Source organism: Streptomyces sp. NPDC041713 (assembly GCF_055591085.1).
In genome coordinates this window covers 787,579-807,815 of sequence record NZ_JBVIZY010000001.1, presented here as the reverse complement: position 1 = coordinate 807,815, position 20,237 = coordinate 787,579, and the positions used below count along the sequence as shown (strand labels likewise).

Below are 20,237 nucleotides of genomic sequence, written 5' to 3'. Positions count from 1 at the left end.
GCCCAGGTCCGGTCGGGGACGAGGCGGGCGTCGCTCAGTTCCGTACGCCGTTGTACGGGACGTATGAGGGGTCGTACGGCCAAAACCGTACGGGTCGGACCTTGCGGGTCAGACCTTACGGGTCAGACCGTCAGGGAGCGGTCCGTGGGGCGGATCGGGGCCGGAAGGTCACTCGCACCGGTGAGGAAGTTGTCCACGCCGCGCGCCGCCGAACGGCCCTCGGCGATCGCCCAGACGATGAGCGACTGGCCGCGCCCGGCGTCGCCGGCGACGAAGACTCCGGGGACGTTCGTCTGGAATTCGCCGTCGCGCGCGACGTTGCCGCGCTCGTCGAGCTCCAGGGCGAACTGGTCCACCAGGCCGTTCTCCCGGTCGGTGCCGGTGAAGCCCATCGCGAGGGTGACGAGCTGGGCGGGGATCTTCCGCTCGGTGCCCGGCTTCGGGGTCAGCTTGCCCTCGATGAACTCGACCTCGACGAGGTGCAGGAACTGGACGTTGCCGTCCTCGTCGCCCTCGAAGTGGGTGGTGTTGACGGCGTAGACCCGCTCGCCGCCCTCCTCGTGCGCGGAGGTGACCTTGTACAGCATCGGGAAGGTCGGCCACGGCTGGTGCGGCGCGCGCTCCTCGCCCGGCTTCGGCATGATCTCCAGCTGGGTCACGGAGGCCGCGCCCTGGCGGTGGGCGGTGCCCACGCAGTCCGCGCCGGTGTCGCCGCCGCCGATCACGACGACGTGCTTGCCCTCGGCGGAGACGGGCGTGGTGACGTAGTCGCCCTCCTGGACCTTGTTGGCCAGCGGGAGGTACTCCATCGCCTGGTAGATGCCCTTGAGCTCACGGCCGGGGACGGGCAGGTCGCGGGCGGTGGTGGCGCCGGCCGCGATGACCACCGCGTCGTACCGCCTGCGCAGCTTCGCCGCGTCGATGTCGCGGCCGATCTCCACGCCGGTGCGGAACTTGGTGCCCTCCGCGCGCATCTGCTCGATGCGGCGGTTGATGTGCCGCTTCTCCATCTTGAACTCGGGGATGCCGTAGCGCAGCAGGCCGCCGATGCGGTCGGCGCGCTCGTACACGGCGACCGTGTGGCCGGCCCGGGTCAGCTGCTGGGCGGCGGCGAGTCCGGCCGGGCCGGAGCCGATGACCGCGACGGTCTTGCCGGAGAGGCGTTCCGGGGCCTGGGGTGCGACGTCGCCGCGGTCCCACGCCTGGTCGATGATCGAGACCTCGACGTTCTTGATGGTGACGGGCGGCTGGTTGATGCCGAGCACGCACGCCGACTCGCACGGGGCCGGGCAGAGCCGGCCGGTGAACTCCGGGAAGTTGTTGGTGGCGTGCAGGCGCTCCTGCGCCGCCGACCAGTCCTCGCGGTAGGCGTAGTCGTTCCACTCCGGGATCAGGTTCCCGAGCGGACAGCCGTTGTGGCAGAACGGGATGCCGCAGTCCATGCAGCGCGAGGCCTGCTTGGAGATGATCGGGAGGAGCGAGCCGGGAACGTAGACCTCGTTCCAGTCCTGGACGCGCTCGCCGACCGGGCGGGTCTGCGCGACCTCGCGGCCGTGGTTGAGAAAGCCCTTGGGATCAGCCATTGGTCGCCGCCTCCATCATCTTCTCGGTGATCTCGGTCTCGGAGAGACCGGCTCGCTCGGCGGCGTCCTTGGCGGCGAGCACTGCCTTGTACGTACTGGGGATGATCCTGCTGAAGCGCTCCACGGCGGTGTCCCACTCGGCGAGCAGCTTCCCGGCGACGGTCGAGCCCGTCTCCTCCTGGTGGCGGCGCACGACGTCGTGCAGCCACTGCTTGTCGGTGTCGTCCAGCGGTTCGACGGCGGCGAGGTTGCCGGCGTTGACGTTGTCGCGGTCGAGGTCGATCACGTACGCGATGCCGCCGGACATGCCGGCCGCGAAGTTGCGGCCCGTCTCGCCGAGGACCACCGCGTGACCGCCGGTCATGTACTCGCAGCCGTGGTCGCCCACGCCCTCGGAGACCACCGTGGCACCGGAGTTGCGGACGCAGAAGCGCTCGCCGGTGCGGCCGCGCAGGAACAGCTCGCCGCCGGTCGCGCCGTACGCGATGGTGTTGCCGGCGATCGTGGAGTACTCGGCGAGGTGGTCGGCGCCGCGGTCCGGGCGGACGATGATGCGGCCGCCGGAGAGGCCCTTGCCGACGTAGTCGTTGGCGTCGCCCTCCAGGCGCAGCGTCACGCCGCGCGGCACGAAGGCGCCGAAGGACTGGCCGGCCGAGCCGGTGAAGGTGATGTCGATGGTGTCGTCGGGCAGACCGGCGCCGCCGAACTTCTTCGTCACCTCGTGGCCGAGCATGGTGCCGACCGTGCGGTTGATGTTGCGGATGGCGACCTGGGCGCGGACCGGGTGCGCGTCGGTCGCGCCGGCCGCGGCGAGCGCGTCGCCGGCGAGCCTGATCAGCTCGTTGTCGAGCGCCTTCTCCAGGCCGTGGTCCTGGACCGTGACCTGGTGCCGGACGGCGCCCGCGGGGAGGGCCGGTACGTGGAACAGCGGCTCCAGGTCCAGGCCCTGCGCCTTCCAGTGGCTGACGGCCTTCTCGGTGTCGAGGAGCTCGGCGTGGCCGACGGCCTCCTCGATGGAGCGGAAGCCGAGCTCGGCGAGGAGCTCGCGGACCTCTTCGGCGATGAACTCGAAGAAGTTGACGATGTACTCGGCCTTGCCGGAGAAGCGCTCGCGCAGCGCCGGGTTCTGCGTGGCGATGCCGACCGGGCAGGTGTCCAGGTGGCAGACGCGCATCATGACGCAGCCGGAGACGACGAGCGGCGCGGTCGCGAAACCGAACTCCTCGGCGCCGAGCAGCGCGGCGATGATGACGTCGCGGCCGGTCTTCAGCTGGCCGTCGGTCTGGACGACGATGCGGTCGCGCAGGCCGTTGAGCAGCAGCGTCTGCTGGGTCTCGGCGAGGCCGAGCTCCCAGGGGCCGCCCGCGTGCTTGAGCGAGGTCAGCGGCGAAGCACCCGTACCGCCGTCGTGGCCGGAGATGAGCACCACGTCCGCGTGCGCCTTGGACACACCCGCGGCGACCGTGCCGACACCGACCTCGGAGACCAGCTTCACGTGGATCCGCGCCTGCGGGTTCGCGTTCTTCAGGTCGTGGATCAGCTGGGCGAGGTCTTCGATGGAGTAGATGTCGTGGTGCGGCGGCGGCGAGATCAGGCCGACGCCGGGCGTCGAGTGACGCGTCTTGGCGACCCACGGGTAGACCTTGTGGCCGGGCAGCTGGCCGCCCTCGCCGGGCTTGGCGCCCTGCGCCATCTTGATCTGGATGTCGTCGGCGTTGACGAGGTACTCGCTGGTCACGCCGAAGCGGCCGGAGGCGACCTGCTTGATGGACGAGCGGCGCGCCGGGTCGTACAGGCGGTCCGGGTCCTCGCCGCCCTCACCGGTGTTGGACTTGCCGCCCAGCTGGTTCATGGCGATGGCGAGGGTCTCGTGCGCCTCGCGGGAGATCGAGCCGTACGACATGGCGCCGGTGGAGAACCGCTTGACGATCTCGGAGGCGGGCTCGACCTCGTCGATGGAGATCGAGGGGCGGTCGCTCTTGAAGCCGAAGAGTCCGCGGAGCGTCATCAGGCGCTCGGACTGCTCGTTCACGCGGCCGGTGTACTGCTTGAAGATGTCGTAGCGGCGGCTGCGCGTGGAGTGCTGGAGGCGGAAGACCGTGTCGGGGTCGAACAGGTGCGGCTCGCCCTCGCGGCGCCACTGGTACTCGCCGCCGATGTCCAGGGCGCGGTGCGCGGAAGGGATGCCGGAGGCCGGGTAGGCCTTGGCGTGCCGGGCGGCGACCTCCTGCGCGATGACGTCGAGTCCGGCGCCGCCGATCTTCGTCGTCGTACCGCTGAAGTACCGGTCCACGAAGGCCGCTTCGAGGCCGACGGCCTCGAAGACCTGGGCGCCGCGGTAGGAGGCGACGGTGGAGATGCCCATCTTGGACATGACCTTCAGGACGCCCTTGCCCAACGCGTGGATCAGGTTGCGGATGGCCTGCTCGGCCCCGCCGTCGACGGCCTCCAGGAAGGTGCCCGCGCGGACGAGGTCCTCGACGGACTCCATCGCGAGGTAGGGGTTGACGGCCGCGGCGCCGTAGCCGATGAGGAGGGCCACGTGGTGGACCTCGCGCACGTCGCCCGCCTCGACGAGCAGGCCCACCTGGGTGCGCTGCTTGGTGCGGATGAGGTGGTGGTGGACGGCCGCGGTGAGCAGCAGCGAGGGGATCGGCGCGTGCTCGGCGTCGGAGTGCCGGTCGGAGAGCACGATCAGACGGGCGCCGGCCTCGATGGCGGCGTCGGCCTCGGCGCAGATCTCGTCGATGCGGGCGGCGAGCGCGGCGCCGCCGTCGCCGACCCGGTAGAGGCCGGAGAGCGTCGCGGCCTTCATGCCGGGCATGTCGCCGTCGGCGTTGATGTGGATGAGCTTGGCCAGCTCGTCGTTGTCGATCACCGGGAAGGGCAGGGTGACGCTGCGACAGGACGCGGCGGTCGGCTCCAGGAGGTTGCCCTGCGGGCCGAGCGAGCTGTGCAGCGAGGTGACGAGCTCTTCCCGGATGGCGTCCAGCGGCGGGTTGGTGACCTGCGCGAACAGCTGCGTGAAGTAGTCGAAGATCAGCCGGGGGCGCTCGGAGAGGGCGGCGATCGGGGTGTCCGTGCCCATGGAGCCGAGCGGCTCGCCGCCGGTCTTGGCCATCGGCGCGAGGATGATGCGCAGCTCTTCCTCGGTGTAGCCGAAGGTCTGCTGGCGGCGCGTGACGGAGGCGTGCGTGTGCACGATGTGCTCGCGCTCGGGCAGGTCGGACAGCTCGATCTCGCCGGCTTCCAGCCACTCCTGGTACGGCTTCTCGGCGGCGAGGCCCGCCTTGATCTCTTCGTCCTCGACGATGCGGTGCTCGGCGGTGTCCACGAGGAACATCCGGCCGGGCTGCAGGCGGCCCTTGCGGACGACCTTGGCGGGGTCGATGTCGAGGACGCCGACCTCGGAGCCGAGGACGACGAGGCCGTCGTCGGTGACCCAGTAGCGGCCGGGGCGCAGACCGTTGCGGTCGAGGACCGCGCCGACCTGGGTGCCGTCGGTGAAGGTGACGCAGGCCGGGCCGTCCCAGGGCTCCATCATCGTGGAGTGGTACTGGTAGAAGGCGCGCCGGGCCGGATCCATGGAGGCGTGGTTCTCCCAGGCCTCCGGGATCATCATCAGGACGGAGTGCGGCAGCGAACGCCCGCCGAGGTGCAGGAGCTCCAGGACCTCGTCGAAGGAGGCGGAGTCGGAGGCGTCCGGGGTGCAGATCGGGAAGACCCGGTCGAGCTTCTCCGGGCCGAACAGGTCGGAGGCGAGCTGCGACTCGCGGGCGCGCATCCAGTTGCGGTTGCCCTTGACCGTGTTGATCTCGCCGTTGTGCGCGACGAAGCGGTACGGGTGCGCGAGCGGCCAGCTCGGGAACGTGTTCGTCGAGAAACGGGAGTGGACGAGCGCGACGGCCGTGGCGAAGCGGCGGTCGGACAGGTCGGGGAAGAAGGGCTCCAGCTGGCCGGTGGTCAGCATGCCCTTGTAGACGATGGTGCGCGAGGAGAGCGAGGGGAAGTATGTCCCGGCCTCGCGCTCGGCGCGCTTGCGCAGCAGGAAGGCCTTGCGGTCGAGCGCCAGGCCCTCGGTGTCGCCGTCGGCGACGAAGATCTGCCGGAAGACGGGCATGGTCGAGCGGGCGGTCGCGCCGAGCAGCTCGGGGGCGACGGGCACGTCGCGCCAGCCGAGGACCGTCAGGCCCTCCTCGGAGGCGATCGTCTCGATCTGTGAGACGGCGCCGTCCGTGGTGCCGGCGGTGTCGACCGGCAGGAAGGCGATGCCGACGGCGTAGGCACCGGCGGCGGGGAGTTCGAACCCGGCCACCTCGCGCAGGAAGGCGTCGGGGACCTGGAGCAGGATGCCCGCACCGTCGCCCGAGTCCGGCTCGGAGCCGGTGGCGCCGCGGTGCTCGAGGTTGCGCAGTACGGTCAGCGCCTGTTCGACCAGTTCATGGCTGGCCACACCGGTGAGGGTGGCCACGAACCCGACACCGCAGGCGTCGTGTTCGTTGCGGGGGTCGTACATCCCCTGGGGGGCGGGGCGACCGTCCATGGGCGACCAGGCGTGGGTACGCATCGGCACTCCCGTCGTCGTCGAGGCAAGAACAAAAAGCAAGGGACGACGTTGGCCCTGGCGAAATTTCGTGCAGGTTACATGATGGAACGCTTCTCGAAAAGCGGATAGTTCATTCCACCATGTGGACACCGCTCGCTGAGGTGGGGAGCGGTTCGGAGAGGGCCCTTGCGGACAGATCCGTGGCCGTGGGCCCAGAGCGGCGAAGCGACACGGGCCTCATTGCCCGCAGCGCTTACGGCTCATGCCCCGTGATCACGGGTTCGAAACCGCCAGGTAACGGCTACTTATGCAAGGTCTCGCATATGCCTGCAGCGGCTCATCCTACGGCCGTACCGAACAGAGTGCCCAGGGCGTACGTCACACCGGCCGCCGCACCACCGAGCGCGAGCTGCCGCAGACCGCTGAACCACCAGGAGCGCGCGGTCACCTTCGCCACCACCGCGCCGCAGGCGAAGAGGCCGATCAGCGCGAGCAGCAGGGCGGGCCACAGCACGGTGGCGCCCAGCAGGTACGGCAGGAGGGGCAGCAGGGCGCCGAGCGCGAAGGAGCCGAAGGACGAGACGGCGGCGACGGTCGGCGAGGGCAGGTCGCCCGGGTCGATGCCGAGCTCCTCGCGGGCGTGGATCTCCAGGGCCTGCTCGGGGTCCTTGGAGAGCTGCCGGGCGACCTCGCGGGCCAGCTCGGGCTCGACGCCGCGCGACGCGTACAGCTCGGCGAGCTCGCGCTCCTCGTCCGCGGGGTGCTTGCGCAACTCGCGGCGCTCGACGTCCAGTTCCGCCTCGACGAGCTCGCGCTGGGAGGCCACGGAGGTGTACTCGCCGGCCGCCATGGAGAAGGCGCCGGCGGCGAGGCCCGCCAGGCCGGTGATGACGATGGTCTCGCGCGAGACGGCGCCGCCCGCCACACCGGTCATCAGGGCCAGGTTGGAGACCAGGCCGTCCATCGCCCCGAAGACCGCGGGGCGCAGCCAGCCGCCGTTCACGTCGCGGTGCGTGTGGTTGTCGCGGTGCGCCTCGTGCAGCGTCGCTTCGGTCTCGATGATCGCCATGGTGAGCCCCCTCGTGCGTGGTTGGACGATCTCGAAAGTACGCGCGAAAAAAATCTCCCGCCAGCAAGGAAGGCCGTACTTACCTGCGCAAACGCGCCGCACGGAGGGGGTCGTGGAGGTATCGGCCGACGGCTCGGAGGGCCCTCCGGGGCGAGCGAAGGGGTGATCTGAGCCCCGCCATGCTCTTCTGAGCGCCCCGCGTGGCAGGGATGCACCAAGCAACCGCATCCAGCGGTCCGCACACGTCCGCGCCCCACCGCGCACAAGGGAGGCACGGCATGGCGTCCATCGCATGCGTTCCCTCGGTCCCCGCCCCCGGCGACGCCGCCGGCCTCCGCGAGCGGGCGCGCGGCGCGCTCCTCGGCCTCGCGGTCGGCGACGCGCTCGGCGCCCCCGCCGAGAACATGAAACCGTCCGAGATCCGCCGCCGTTGGGGCCGCATCACGGGGTACGTGGCCGAGCACCCGGCCGGCACCGACGACACCGAGTACGCGATCTTCTCCGGACTGCTGCTCGCCCGGCACGGCTCCGCGCTGACGGTCGCGCACGTCGAGACGGCCTGGCACGAGTGGATCGCGGACCTCGACGAGGGCCCCTTCCGTGGCGCGGGCTTCAGCGAACGCGGCACCCTGGAGAACCTGCGCCGGGGTCTCGCCGCCCCCATCTCCGCCCAGCACCGGCACGCCTGGAGCGACGGCCTGGCGATGCGGGCCGCGCCGTTCGGCGTCTTCGCGGCGGGCCGCCCGGACGAGGCGGCCCGCCTCGTCGCCGTCGACGGCTCCGTCAGCCACGACGGCGAGGGCATCTACGGCGGCCAGGCGGTGGCGGCGGGTGTCGCCGCGGCGATGGCGGGGGCGCGGGTGGACGCCGTGGTGGCGGCGGCCCTCTCCGTCATCCCGGACGACTGCTGGACGGCCCGCTCCCTGCGGCGCGCGGTGGCGGTCGCGCACGACGGCGAACGGGCGGTCCGCTCCGCGGTGGTCATCGGCGGCTACCCGTGGACGGACCTCGCGCCGGAGGCGGTGGGCCTGGCGTTCGGCGCGTACGCGGTGGCGCGCGGGGACTTTCGCTGCGCGGTGCTCACGGCGGTGAACATGGGGCGGGACGCGGATACGACGGCGGCGGTGGCCGGGGCGCTCTCCGGCGCCACGTGTGGTGCCTCGGCGATTCCGCCGCCGTGGTCCTCGGTGATCGGGGTGGCACGGGGCAGTTGTCTGCCGTCGATGCGGGGGCACCACGTCCTTGACGTGGCCGACCTCCTGACCCCTGCGGGGTCTGCCACATGACCCCCGACGACGCGTCCCCCGGCCCTGCGGCTCCGCCCGGCGCCCCGGGCCCCGCCACCACGTCCAGCACCCCCAGTCCCGCCGCTTCGCGGCGGATCACTCCCACCCACCCACCCATTCACCCCGCACCGCCCAGCACCCCAAACCCCGCCGCTCCGCGGCGGACCATTCCCACCCACCCACCCGTTCACCCCGCACCGCCCAGCACCCCAGGCACCCCCGCCGCCGGCGTCCCCGTCGCCGGCGTCCCCGCTGTGGGCAGACCCCCAGCCCCGGCCACCCCCGGCGCCCCCGCTGTGGGCAGGCACCCGGCCCCGGTCGTCCCCGGCGTTCCCGCTGTGGGCAGGCGTTCCGCACGGCGGAACGGGTGGGCACAGCCCACGGTGCCGGGGGGTGAGAACGGTGGCACCAGTCAGAGCACACAGCCCACGGCGCCGGGCAACGCCAACCGTGGCGCCAGCCAGAGCGCACAGCCCCCGGTGCCGGGGGTCGAAAACGGGGGCGCCGGCCAAGGGACACAGCCCCCACCCCCCGCAGAAGGACTCCTCCTGGGCCTCGCCGCAGGCGATGCCGCCGGGTGGCCCGCCGCCCGGCACCGAGCCGCCCGCATGCCCGAGTGGACACGCCGCCTCACCCGCGAACTCGACACCTTCGCCGAGCAGAACGCCACCACCACCCTCCCCGTCCCCATTGCCCTGAACCAGCCCCCGGAACCCCTCCGCCTCGGCCCCTCCGACGACGCCGAATGGGCCGCGTTCACCGCCGAGTCCCTGCTCCGCGCAGCGGACGGCACCCTCGACCCGCACCTATCCGCGGACCGCCGCGTCCGCGCCGCCCTCGACCTCGCCTGGAACACCCTCGCCGCCGAGATCGCCGCCGCCGCGGCCCGCGCCCCCGAGGTCGAGTCCGCCGTCCTCCCCCTGCGCGCCCGCATCTCCGTACGCGCTGGCCTCGGCAACCTCGCCGCCGGCCTGCGCCCGCCCGCCACCGGCCACGACAACCCGCACTACTTCGACGACGCGGCCTGCGTACGCGCCTGCGTGCTCGCCCTCGTCCACCCGGGCGATCCCCAACTGGCCGCCGACCTCGCCGAGTTCGACGCCCGCTACACCCAGGACGGCGACGGCACGCACGGCGCCCGCGCGATGGCCGCGGCGATCGCCGTCGCCCTCGTCGACCCCGACGTCGACACCGCGGTGGACGCCGCCCTCGACCAGCTCCCCGGCCACACGGAGATCGGCAGGAACGCCCGGCACGCCGTGAAGATGGCCCGCGCCCAGCCGGACGACGGCGCCTTCGCCCTCGTACCGCTCCTGGAGCACCAGATCGTCGACCACGTCTACAGCTACGGCATCGCCGCCGCCGAGACCGTCCCGGTCGCCCTCGCCCTGACCACCGCGGCCCGCGGCCGCATCGGCGAGGCGGTGCCGGCCGCCGCATGCCTCTCCCGCGTCGCCGACTCCGCGCCCGCGCTCGCCGGCGCCCTCACCGGCGTCCTCGGCACCGCGGCCGCGATCCCCGAGGCCTGGCGCGACGCCTGCCGCACCCTCTCCGGCTGCGCACTCCCCCGCCTCGCCGGCACCGACCTGGTGGAACTCGCCCGACACCTGGCGGACACGGACACGGAGCTCCCGGCCCGCACCGAAGGCGGACGCACCGAACGCGAACGCACCGAACCCACCGCACCGGAGGGACGACACCAGACATGACGACCACGGCACCCGGCACCCCGAACACGTCCACGACACACACCACACCCACGACACCCGACGCCCCGGCCGCTTCCCCCGCTGACCCGCCCCTTGCCGACCGCATCACCGGCAGTCTCGTCGGCGCCGCCGTCGGCGACGCGCTCGGCGGGCCCGTCGAGGGGTACGCGCCCGAGCAGATCGCCGAGCGCCACGGCGGCCGGGTCCACGGCATCGTCGGCCCCTGGAACGGCGACCGCTGGCGCACCGCCCGCCCCATCGCCCCGTACCACAAGGGCGACGGACACGTCACCGACGACACCTTGATGACGCACGCCCTCATCCGCGTGTACGCCACCGTCCGCGACCACCTCGACGCCTACGCCGTGGCCGACCACCTCGTCCCCGACCTGATGACGAACCCGCGCTGGATCCCGGAGCTGGAGGCCGAGTCGCTCCCCCTGCACCGGATCTTCCTGGCCGAGAAGTGGCTCGTGGCCCGCCTGCACTACGGCCACGTCGACCCGCGCGAGGCGGGCACCGGCAACATCGTCAACTGCGGCGCGGCGATGTACATGGCACCCGTCGGCCTGGTCAACGCGGCCCACCCACAGGGCGCGTACACCGAGGCCCTGGACATCGCGGGGGCCCACCAGTCCTCGTACGGGCGCGAGGCGGCCGCCGTCTTCGCCGCGGCGGTGGCGGCGGCCTGCACGCCCGGGGCGAGCCCCACCTCCGTGATCGACGCCTGCCTCGGCCTGGCGAAGGACGGCACCCGCGCCGCGATCGAGGCGGTGGCCGAAGTCGCCGCGCGCCACACCGACTTCGAGACGGCACTGGCTCCGATCCGGGCCGCCGTCGCCCCCTTCGACACGGTCGGCCCCGACTACCGCGCCCCCTCTCTGGGCGCCCGCCGCCCCTCCCGCCTGCACACCATCGAGGAACTGCCCGTCGCCCTGGGCATGTTGCTGGTGGGCGCGGCCGACTACCGCCGTACGGTGCTCGGTTCGGTCAACTACGGCCGTGACTGCGACTCCATCGCCACGATGAGCGGCGCGCTCGTGGGCGCCCTGCACGGCGCGGCGGCGGTGCCCGCCGAGTGGGCAGGGCAAGTCGCCGAGGCCTCCCGCCTCGATCTGTACGGCCCGGCGACGGTGCTCGCCTCGGTGGCCGAGGAGGTCTTCGCCCGTGACGTGCGCCGCCGCCGCGCCCACGAGTCCGCGTTCGCGTCGCTGACGGCCGCGCGATGATCCGGCTCACCTGGGTCCAGCCGGAGGACCTGATCGGCCACGAACTCCAGCAGACGGAGCTGGAGGGCCGCTGCGTCACGTCCGTGCGCGCCCGCTGGCTCGCGGCGGGCGGCCATCCGGCGCCGCCCACGGCGGGCGCGTCCCCGGGGCCCGTCCCGGCCCGACTGCGCGCCCTGGCCGAGCAGTTGCTCGACGAGCTGACGCCCCCGCCGGTCCCGCCGGGTGGGGTGGTGCGCGGCGATGCGGGGCCGCGCCGCCCGTACCGGGTGGCCGATCTGCGCGGCCGTCTGCACGCCGCCTGGCTGGGGCGGGCCGCGGGCTGTCTGCTGGGCAAGCCCGTCGAGAAGCTCCCGCTGGCGGGCATCCGCCGGCTCGCGGCGGCGACCGGCAACTGGCCACTGACCACGTGGTTCACCGAGCGCGGCGTCCCGCCCGAGCTCCGGGAGGCGTACCCCTGGAACCGGCGCTCCGCCGCCACCTCCCTCGCCGAGAACATCGACGGCATGCCCGAGGACGACGACCTCAACTACCCGCTCCTGAATCTGCTCCTGCTGCGGCGCCACGGAAAGTCCTTCACCACCGCGGACGTGGCGCGGCTCTGGCTCGACGAACTCCCCGCGGGCCGCACCTTCACCGCCGAACGCGTCGCCTACCGCAATCTCCTGCACGGCCTCGAACCCCCGCACACCGCCACCCACCACAACCCCTTCCGCGAGTGGATCGGCGCCCTCATCCGCGCCGACGTGCACGGCTGGACCAACCCGGGAGCGCCCGGCGCGGCCGCCGAACAGGCCCGCCGCGACGCCGCCCTCACCCATACGGACAACGGCGTGTACGGCGCGATGTTCGTGGCCGCCACGATCGCCGAGGCGGCGGCCGGAGACGCGGACGTCCACCGTTGTCTGCGCGCCGGACTCGCCGCCGTACCGCCGGACTGCCGGCTCGCCGGAGCCGTACGCCTCGGCATTCAACTGGCGGAGGACACAAGGGAGTTCGATGACGTCGTGGACCATCTCCACGCGACGTACGCCACCCACCACTGGGTGCACGTCGTGCCCAACGCCGCCCTCGTCGCCGCCGCCCTCACTCACGCCGACGGCGACTTCACGGGCTCCATCACGCGCGCCGTCTCCGGCGGCTGGGACACCGACTCCAACGGCGCGACGGCGGGCTCGGTCGCGGGCCTCCTCGCCGGCCATCCCGACCGGCTCCCCGAGCGCTGGACGGCACCGCTGAAGAACCGGCTCGCCACGTCCGTCGGCGACTTCAACGGCATCGGCTTCAACACGCTCGCGGAGATCACCACCGACCTGGCCACCACCGCCACCACCGCCACCACCCGGGAGGCGTACCGCCCATGACGGACACCACGACCCCACCCACGACGACCCCCACGAACCCCGCGAAGAACACCGGAACGGCCGCCCCCCTCACCGGCCTCCGCGTCCTCGACCTCGCCACGCTCTTCGCGGGCCCCCTCGCCGCCACGATGCTCGGCGACTTCGGCGCGGAGGTCATCAAGGTCGAACACCCCACGCGCCCCGACCCCTCCCGCGGCCACGGCCCGTCGAAGGACGGCGTCGGCCTGTGGTGGAAGCTGCTCGGCCGCAACAAGCGCACGATGACCTGCGACCTGTCGACCCCGGGCGGCCGCGACACGCTGCTGCGCCTGGCCGCCACCGCCGACGTGGTCGTGGAGAACTTCCGCCCCGGCACCCTGGAGAAGTGGGACCTCGGCTGGCCGGAGCTGAGCGCGGTCAACCCCCGTCTGGTGCTGGCCCGCGTCACCGGCTTCGGCCAGTTCGGACCGTACTCCCGGCGCCCCGGATTCGGCACGCTCGCCGAGGCGATGAGCGGTTTCGCCGCGGTCACCGGCGAGCCGGACGGTCCCCCGACGCTGCCGCCGTTCGGTCTCGCCGATTCCATCGCGGGCCTGGCGACGGCGTACGCGGTGATGACGGCGCTCGCGGCCCGTGACCGCACGGGCGAGGGCCAGGTGGTGGACATGGCGATCATCGAGCCGATCCTCACGGTCCTCGGCCCCCAGCCGCTCTGGTACGACCAGCTGGGCCACGTCCAGCCGCGCACCGGCAACCGCTCCACCAACAACGCGCCCCGCAACACCTACCGCACGGCGGACGGCAGATGGGTCGCCGTCTCCACCTCCGCCCAGCCGATCGCGGAACGCGTGATGCACCTGGTGGGCCGCCCCGAACTGACCGCCGAGCCGTGGTTCGCGACCGGCGCGGACCGCGCGGCGCACGCGGACGTCCTCGACGGCGCGGTCGGCGCCTGGATCGCCCGGCACACCCGGGACGAGGTCGTCGAGGCCTTCGAGAAGGCGGAGGCCGCGGTCGCCCCCGTCCAGGATGTCACCGACGTCATGACCGACCCGCAGTACGCCGCCCTGAACACGCTCACCACGGTCGACGACCCGGAACTCGGCCCGCTGCGCATGCAGAACGTCCTCTTCCGGCTCTCCGCGACCCCGGGCGCGATCCACTGGGCGGGCCGCCCGCACGGCGCCGACACCGACGCCGTCCTCACCGAACTCGGCCTGACCGAACGGGAGATCACCACCCTGCGCGAGGAGGGCGCCCTGTGACCGCTCACGCTCCCCTGACCTGGCTGTACGTCCCCGGGGACCGGCCCGACGTGGTCGCCAAGGCCCTCCACGCGGGCGCCGACGCGGTGATCGTCGACCTGGAGGACGCGGTCGCCCCCGACCGCAAGGAGTACGCGCGGGCCGCGACGGCGGAGCTGCTCACCGACCCCCAGCCGCTCCCCGTCCACGTCCGCGTGAACGCCCTGGACGGCCCGCTCGCCGAGGCCGACCTGCGGGCCGTCGCCGCGCTGGAGGGCGTGGCGGGCCTGCGCCTGCCCAAGGTCACCTCGCGCGCGGAGATCGTCCGCGTCGCCGACCGCGCGGCCCCTTCCGGCGGCGGCGCCCCCGCCCTGCACGCCCTCCTGGAGTCGGCGCTCGGCCTGGAGCACGCCTTCGCCATCGCCACCGCGCACCCCGCCCTGCACGGCATCTCCCTCGGCGAGGCCGACCTCCGGGCCGACCTCGGGGTGCGCGAGGACACGGGCCTGGACTGGGCACGCTCGCGCGTGGTGGTCGCTGCGCGCGCGGCGGGCCTCGCCCCGCCCGCCCAGTCAGTCCACCCGGACATCCGCGACTTGGACGGCCTCGCCGCCTCCTGCGCCCGGGGCCGCGCCCTCGGTTTCCTCGGCCGCGCGGCGATCCACCCGCGCCAGCTACCGGTGATCGAGCGGGCCTATCTGCCCACCGCACAGGAGATCGAGACGGCGGAGGAGATCACCAAGGCGGCCGCGACGGACGAGGGCGCGCTGGCCCTGCCGGACGGCCGCTTCGTGGACGCGGCGGTGGTGGAGGGCGCGCGACGGATCCTCGCGCTGGCCCGCAGGAGGTGACGGCACCCGCCGTACGCACACCCGCCGTACGCACGAGGGGCCCCGGATCACAGGATCCGGGGCCCCTCGACGTACGACCGGCGTCTCAGCGCTGTCGAGCTCAGCTCTTGTCGGCTCAGCTCTTGTCGGCGGACTTGGCCTCGCTCTTGCCCGCGCTCTTCGCCTCGCCGTCGGCGCCGACCTTCGCGCCGTCCTCGGCGTCCTTGGCTTCCGCTTTGGTGTCGGCCACGGTGCCGGACTCGGCCTTCACCGGCTCCGCGGCGGCACTGTCGCCGTCACCCTCGCCGGAGGCGCCCGCGCCCGCGCCGGCGCCGGGCTCCACGATCTCCTCGCGGCCGGGGCGAGTCTTCGCGGACAGCACCAGGTAGGCGACCGCGAGGAGGAACACCACGATGGCGGTCCACACGTTCAGCCGCAGGCCGAGCACGTGGTGCGCGTCGTCGACCCGCATGTACTCGATCCAGCCGCGCCCGGCGCAGTACGAGGCGACGTACAGGGCGAACGCCCGGCCGTGGCCCAGCTTGAAGCGGCGGTCGGCCCAGATGACCAGGACGGCGACGCCGATGCACCACAGCGACTCGTACAGGAACGTGGGGTGGTAGGTGCCGGGGACCCGGCCGTCCTCCGCCGACGTGATCTTCAGCGCCCAGGGCAGATCCGTGGGCTTGCCGTACAGCTCCTGGTTGAACCAGTTGCCCCAGCGGCCGATGGCCTGGGCGAGGGCGATGCCCGGGGCCAGCGCGTCGGCCCAGGCGGGCAGCGGGATGCCGCGGCGGCGGCAGCCGATCCACGCGCCGACCGCGCCGAGCGCGATCGCTCCCCAGATGCCGAGGCCGCCCTCCCAGATCTTGAAGGCGTCCACCCAGTCACGGCCGTCGCTGAAGTACAGCTGGTAGTCCGTGATCACGTGGTAGAGACGCCCGCCGACGAGGCCGAACGGCACGGCCCACACGGCGATGTCGGCCACGGTGCCTGCGCGGCCCCCGCGGTCGATCCACCGCTTGTTGCCGAGCCAGACGGCCACGAAGACGCCGATGATGATGCAGAACGCATAGCCGCGCAACGGGATGGGTCCGAGTTCGACCACACCGCGCGACGGACTGGGAATGAAGGCAAGGTCCATGACGCGTCCGACGCTACCGTGCCGGGCCTCGGGGGCGGCAACCGGTCCGGCTACGTATCCATAACAGGAACGCCGTCTTCGGCCACGGAGATGCCGCCCCCACCACCCCGCCGGGGCGTCAGCTCCGGTTCGCCTCTTCCACCATCTTCTTCAGCTTCTGGGGCGTCAGCGGGTTGCTCTGGTCGCCGAAGATGTCCTTGCCGTCGAGGCGCACGGTGGGCGTGCCCTGCAGCTTGGCGTCCTGGAACGCCTGGTTGGACTTCTGCACCCAGCTGTCGTGCTTGCCGTCCTCGACGCACTTCTTGAAGGCGGCGGTGTCGAGGCCGTCGACCTGTCCGGCGAGCTCGATCAGCTTGTCGTTCTTTCCGTACGCGTCGTCGGTCTCCGCGGGCTGGTTCTTGTAGAGCACGTCGTGGAACGGCGGGAACTTGCCGGCGTCCTGGGCGCAGCCCGCGGCGTTCGCCGCGCGCAGCGAGCCGCTGCCGCCGAGGTTCCTGTCGATGAGGGTGGCCAGGTGATACTCCACCTTGAGCTGTCCCTTGTCGGTGAGCTCGTGGACCGTCGAGCGGAAGCCGTCCTCGAACCCCTTGCAGGCCGGGCAGCGGAAGTCCTCCCACACGGTGAGGGTCGACTTGGCGTCGTCCTTGCCGGCCGGCAACGCAAGGCGGTCCTTGCCGGTCGCCCCCTTCGGGACGGACAGCGGGCCCGCCGAGTCGCTCTTGTCGTCGCCCGAGCCCGCGGCGAGCAGCCCCACCACGGCGGCCAGGCCCAGGACCCCGACCACGGCGGCCCCGACGATCAGCGCACGGCGCCTCTTGTCGCGGGCCTTCTGCCGCTCTCGCTCTTCCGCCAGCCGCACGCGGGCCGATCGCTTTTCCTCACGGTTCTTCTCGCTCACACCCCGCCAACGAACCGGGGAGGCACGAGCGTGCCTCCCCGGTCCCATATCCACCCGTACGGGTTACGACGTCCCGCGTACGCCGTTCGAGAGGTCACCGGCGAGGGCGCGCACGGCGGCCAGGCCCGCGGCCTCGTCCGGCGCGTCGAGCATCCGCTGCACGAACGCGGAGCCGACGATCACACCGTCGGCGAAGCCCGCGACCTCGGCGGCCTGGCGGGCGTTGGAGACGCCGAGGCCGACGCAGACCGGCAGGTCGGTGGTGGCCTTGGTGCGCCGCACCAGGTCCTGGGCCTGCTCCCCGACGGACTCGCGGGTGCCCGTGACGCCCATCAGCGACGCCGCGTAGACGAAGCCGGAGCCCGCCGCGGTGATGGTGGCGAGCCGCTCGTCCTTGCTGCTCGGCGCGACCACGAAGATCGTCGCCAGGTCGTGCTTGCCGGCGTGCTCCCTCCAGAGCGCGGACTCCTGGACCGGCAGGTCGGGCAGGATGCAGCCCGCGCCGCCCGCCTCGGCGAGCTCGGCGGTGAACCGCTCCACGCCGTAGCGGTCGATCGGGTTCCAGTACGTCATCACGAGCACTGGCTTGCCGGTCGCCTCGTAGGCCTCGCGGACCGTGCGCAGCACGTCGGCGATCTTGAGGCCGGCCTTGAGCGCGATGTCGTCGGCGGTCTGGATGACCGGGCCGTCGAGGACCGGATCGGAGTGCGGCAGGCCGACCTCGACCACGTCCGCGCCGCCGTCGAAGACCGCCTTGACGGCCGCGATGCCGCCGTCGACGGTCGGGAAGCCGGCGGGCAGGTAGGCGATGAGGGCGGCGCGGCCCTCGGCCCTTGCGCCGGCGAGGGTCTCGTCCAACAGCCTGATGTTGCCGCTCACTTGGCGTCCCCCTCGATCTCCGCGGTGGCCGCGGCGTCCGCCTCGACGGCGGCGTCGGTGTCGTACAGGCCGAAGTAGCGCGCGGCCGTGTCCATGTCCTTGTCGCCGCGCCCGGAGAGGTTGACGACGATCAGGCCGTCCTTGCCGAGCTCCTTGCCGACGTCGAGCGCGCCGGCGAGGGCGTGGGCGCTCTCGATGGCCGGGATGATGCCCTCGGTGCGCGACAGCAGGCGCAGGGCCTGCATCGCGGCGTCATCGGTGACCGCGCGGTACTCGCCGCGGCCACTGTCCTTGAGGTAGGCGTGCTCGGGGCCGATGCCGGGGTAGTCGAGCCCCGCGGAGATCGAGTAGGGCTCGGTGATCTGGCCCTCCTCGTCCTGCAGGACGTACGACCGGGAGCCGTGCAGGATGCCGGGCTCGCCCGCGGTCAGCGTGGCCGCGTGCTCGCCGGTCTCCACGCCGTGTCCGGCGGGCTCGCAGCCGATGAGGCGGACGTCCGCGTCCGGGATGAAGGCGTGGAAGAGGCCGATGGCGTTGGAGCCGCCGCCCACACAGGCCACGGCGGCGTCGGGAAGACGTCCCGCGCGCTCCAGGATCTGCCGCCGGGCCTCGACGCCGATGACCCGGTGGAAGTCGCGGACCATGGCGGGGAAGGGGTGCGGGCCCGCGACGGTGCCGAAGAGGTAGTGCGTGCGGTCCACGTTGGCGACCCAGTCGCGGAACGCCTCGTTGATGGCGTCCTTCAGGGTGCGGCTGCCGGACTTCACGGCGATGACCTCGGCGCCGAGCATCCGCATCCGGGCCACGTTCAGGGCCTGGCGCTCGGTGTCGATCTCGCCCATGTAGATGGTGCATTCGAGGCCGAAGAGGGCGCACGCGGTGGCGGTGGCGACGCCGTGCTGGCCCGCGCCGGTCTCCGCGATGACGCGGGTCTTGCCCATCCGCTTGGTGAGCAGGGCCTGGCCGAGCACGTTGTTGATCTTGTGCGAGCCGGTGTGGTTCAGGTCCTCGCGCTTGAGGAACACCCGGGCGCCGCCCGCGTGTTCGGCGAAGCGGGGCACCTCGGTGAGGCTGCTGGGGCGGCCGGTGTAGTGGACCAGGAGGTCGTCGAGTTCGCGGGCGAACTCGGGGTCGTTCTTGGCCTTGTCGTACTCGACGGCGACCTCGTCCACGGCGGCGACGAGGGCCTCCGGGATGAACTTGCCGCCGAACGCGCCGAAGTACCCTTCGGCGCTGGGGATTTGACCCTCCGGGTCGGGGATGAAGTACGCGCTGGGCATGCGGAATCCTCGTGTTGGCATTGACGTCTGGCTCGAGCACGCCGTGTCGCCGTGGCTGGTCACTGCTCCATCGCGAGTGCGGCCCGTCCCGGGCTTGTCGCGCAGTTCCCCGCGCCCCTGAAGGGGCGCGCCTCAGCTCGGTCGGCGCTCAGGGCGCCGTTGCCATCGCATGCCGGGGATCTGGCCCGGCTCCGCACCGATGTGGTACCGCACCCGCCGGCCCCGCACCCGCCGCGCGGGCGCCCGGCAGCCGCGGGGGCGGCAGCCGGGTGCGAGGCGGGCGAAGGCGGTCATCGGGGAGGGTCAGCTCCGTCCGTGCCGCAGGGCGGGGTGCGTGCCCGCGGCGACCAGGTCGGAGACCGCGGCCTTCGGGTTGCCGCCGGTGACCAGGGACTCCCCGACGAGCACCGCGTCGGCGCCCTCGTTGGCGTACGCGATCAGGTCGTGCGGGCCGCGCACACCGGACTCGGCGATCTTCACGACGCTGTCGGGCAGCTCGGGCGCGATGCGCGCGAAGGTGGAGCGGTCGACCTTGAGGGTCTTCAGGTCGCGGGCGTTCACACCGATCACCCGGGCGCCCGCGTCCACGGCCCGCTCGGCCTCGTCCTCGTCGTGCACCTCGACGATCGGCGTGAGGCCGATCGACTCGGCGCGCTCGATGAGCGACTCCAGGGCGGGCTGGTCCAGGGCGGCCACGATCAGCAGCGCGAGGTCGGCGCCGTACGCCCTGGCCTCCCACAGCTGGTACGAGGTGACGATGAAGTCCTTGCGGAGCACCGGGATGTCGACCTTGGCCCGGACGGCCTCCAGGTCGGCGAGCGAGCCGCCGAAGCGGCGCTCCTCGGTGAGCACGGAGATGACGGCGGCGCCGCCCGCCTCGTAGTCGGCGGCGAGTCCCGCCGGGTCGGCGATCGCGGCGAGCGCGCCCTTGGAGGGGCTGGAGCGCTTCACCTCGCAGATGACCTTGACGCCGTCGCCGCGCAGGGCCGCCGCGCCGTCCTTGGCGGCGGGGGCCTTGGCCGCGCGCTCCTTGAGCTCGTCGAGGCTGACGCGCGCCTGCCGCTCCGCGAGGTCGGCACGGACTCCGTCGATGATCTCGTCGAGCACACTCACGCGAGCGGCCCCCTTCCTGACGGTTGAGCTGACGTTCAAGCTGGTCACTGCGATGGTATCCGCACGAGGGCGAAGGCTTCGCATCCG

The 20,237-nt window shown here is 72.7% G+C and carries 15 protein-coding genes; 6 read left to right on the top strand and 9 right to left on the bottom strand.

All coding sequences use genetic code 11. From position 1 onward, the window contains the following. Positions 1 to 122: 122 nt before the first annotated feature. The 3 genes from ACZ6CV_RS03495 to ACZ6CV_RS03485 all read right to left on the bottom strand — a co-directional run bounded on the left by ACZ6CV_RS03495 (position 123) and on the right by ACZ6CV_RS03485 (position 7,198). Positions 123 to 1,583 (bottom strand): glutamate synthase subunit beta, encoded by a 1,461-nt coding sequence (locus ACZ6CV_RS03495; RefSeq protein WP_362377076.1) that lies wholly within the window; start codon positions 1,581 to 1,583, stop codon positions 123 to 125. After that, a complete protein-coding gene (gene gltB, locus ACZ6CV_RS03490) occupies positions 1,576 to 6,150 on the bottom strand; it encodes a glutamate synthase large subunit (RefSeq protein ID WP_469249270.1) in 4,575 nt (1,524 codons plus the stop codon). Before gltB ends, ACZ6CV_RS03495 begins: the two co-directional genes overlap by 8 nt. Before the next feature lie 316 nt (positions 6,151 to 6,466). After that, entirely contained in the window at positions 6,467 to 7,198 is a 732-nt protein-coding gene (locus ACZ6CV_RS03485; protein WP_358710725.1) for a VIT1/CCC1 transporter family protein, read from the bottom strand. 278 nt (positions 7,199 to 7,476) lie between these two features. Between ACZ6CV_RS03485 and ACZ6CV_RS03480 the strand changes: the two genes are divergently transcribed. The 6 genes from ACZ6CV_RS03480 (at position 7,477) to ACZ6CV_RS03455 (ending at position 14,857) form a co-directional block, all read left to right on the top strand. Next, positions 7,477 to 8,484 carry an ADP-ribosylglycohydrolase family protein gene (locus ACZ6CV_RS03480; protein ID WP_469249267.1) on the top strand — a complete coding sequence of 336 codons (1,008 nt, stop codon included), beginning with the start codon at positions 7,477 to 7,479 and terminating at the stop codon, positions 8,482 to 8,484. Between the two features lie 383 nt (positions 8,485 to 8,867). Then, entirely contained in the window at positions 8,868 to 10,193 is a 1,326-nt protein-coding gene (locus tag ACZ6CV_RS03475) for an ADP-ribosylglycohydrolase family protein (protein WP_469249266.1), read from the top strand. Next, positions 10,190 to 11,422, top strand: a complete 1,233-nt coding sequence (locus ACZ6CV_RS03470) for an ADP-ribosylglycohydrolase family protein (RefSeq protein ID WP_469249264.1) — start codon at positions 10,190 to 10,192, stop codon at positions 11,420 to 11,422. Before ACZ6CV_RS03475 ends, ACZ6CV_RS03470 begins: the two co-directional genes overlap by 4 nt. Continuing rightward, complete coding sequence (locus tag ACZ6CV_RS03465; protein ID WP_469249262.1) at positions 11,419 to 12,783, top strand: ADP-ribosylglycohydrolase family protein; 1,365 nt, start codon at positions 11,419 to 11,421, stop codon at positions 12,781 to 12,783. Before ACZ6CV_RS03470 ends, ACZ6CV_RS03465 begins: the two co-directional genes overlap by 4 nt. Then, the gene (locus ACZ6CV_RS03460; protein WP_469249260.1) at positions 12,780 to 14,027 is read left to right on the top strand and encodes a CaiB/BaiF CoA transferase family protein; all 1,248 of its coding nucleotides are present in this window, start codon (positions 12,780 to 12,782) and stop codon (positions 14,025 to 14,027) included. The genes ACZ6CV_RS03465 and ACZ6CV_RS03460 overlap by 4 nt, the downstream gene beginning before the upstream one ends. Then, positions 14,024 to 14,857, top strand: coding sequence for an HpcH/HpaI aldolase/citrate lyase family protein (locus ACZ6CV_RS03455; protein ID WP_469249258.1), 834 nt, complete (start codon positions 14,024 to 14,026; stop codon positions 14,855 to 14,857). Before ACZ6CV_RS03460 ends, ACZ6CV_RS03455 begins: the two co-directional genes overlap by 4 nt. Positions 14,858 to 14,972: 115 nt before the next feature. Here ACZ6CV_RS03455 and lgt read toward each other — a convergent pair whose 3' ends face one another. The 6 genes from lgt to trpC all read right to left on the bottom strand — a co-directional run bounded on the left by lgt (position 14,973) and on the right by trpC (position 20,150). Continuing rightward, on the bottom strand, positions 14,973 to 15,980 hold the full coding sequence (lgt, locus tag ACZ6CV_RS03450; protein ID WP_469249256.1) for a prolipoprotein diacylglyceryl transferase: 1,008 nt from the start codon (positions 15,978 to 15,980) through the stop codon (positions 14,973 to 14,975). Positions 15,981 to 16,098: 118 nt separating this feature from the next. Continuing rightward, positions 16,099 to 16,878 carry a DsbA family protein gene (locus ACZ6CV_RS03445; RefSeq protein WP_469249254.1) on the bottom strand — a complete coding sequence of 260 codons (780 nt, stop codon included), beginning with the start codon at positions 16,876 to 16,878 and terminating at the stop codon, positions 16,099 to 16,101. Between the two features lie 63 nt (positions 16,879 to 16,941). Then, the gene (trpA, locus tag ACZ6CV_RS03440; RefSeq protein WP_469249252.1) at positions 16,942 to 17,757 is read right to left on the bottom strand and encodes a tryptophan synthase subunit alpha; all 816 of its coding nucleotides are present in this window, start codon (positions 17,755 to 17,757) and stop codon (positions 16,942 to 16,944) included. Further along, on the bottom strand, positions 17,754 to 19,037 hold the full coding sequence (gene trpB / locus ACZ6CV_RS03435; RefSeq protein WP_469249250.1) for a tryptophan synthase subunit beta: 1,284 nt from the start codon (positions 19,035 to 19,037) through the stop codon (positions 17,754 to 17,756). The genes trpA and trpB overlap by 4 nt, the downstream gene beginning before the upstream one ends. A 132-nt stretch (positions 19,038 to 19,169) precedes the next feature. Continuing rightward, on the bottom strand, positions 19,170 to 19,331 hold the full coding sequence (gene trpM, locus ACZ6CV_RS03430; RefSeq protein ID WP_469249248.1) for a tryptophan biosynthesis modulator TrpM: 162 nt from the start codon (positions 19,329 to 19,331) through the stop codon (positions 19,170 to 19,172). Between the two features lie 9 nt (positions 19,332 to 19,340). After that, on the bottom strand, positions 19,341 to 20,150 hold the full coding sequence (trpC, locus tag ACZ6CV_RS03425; RefSeq protein WP_355813446.1) for an indole-3-glycerol phosphate synthase TrpC: 810 nt from the start codon (positions 20,148 to 20,150) through the stop codon (positions 19,341 to 19,343). Positions 20,151 to 20,237: the final 87 nt, after the last annotated feature.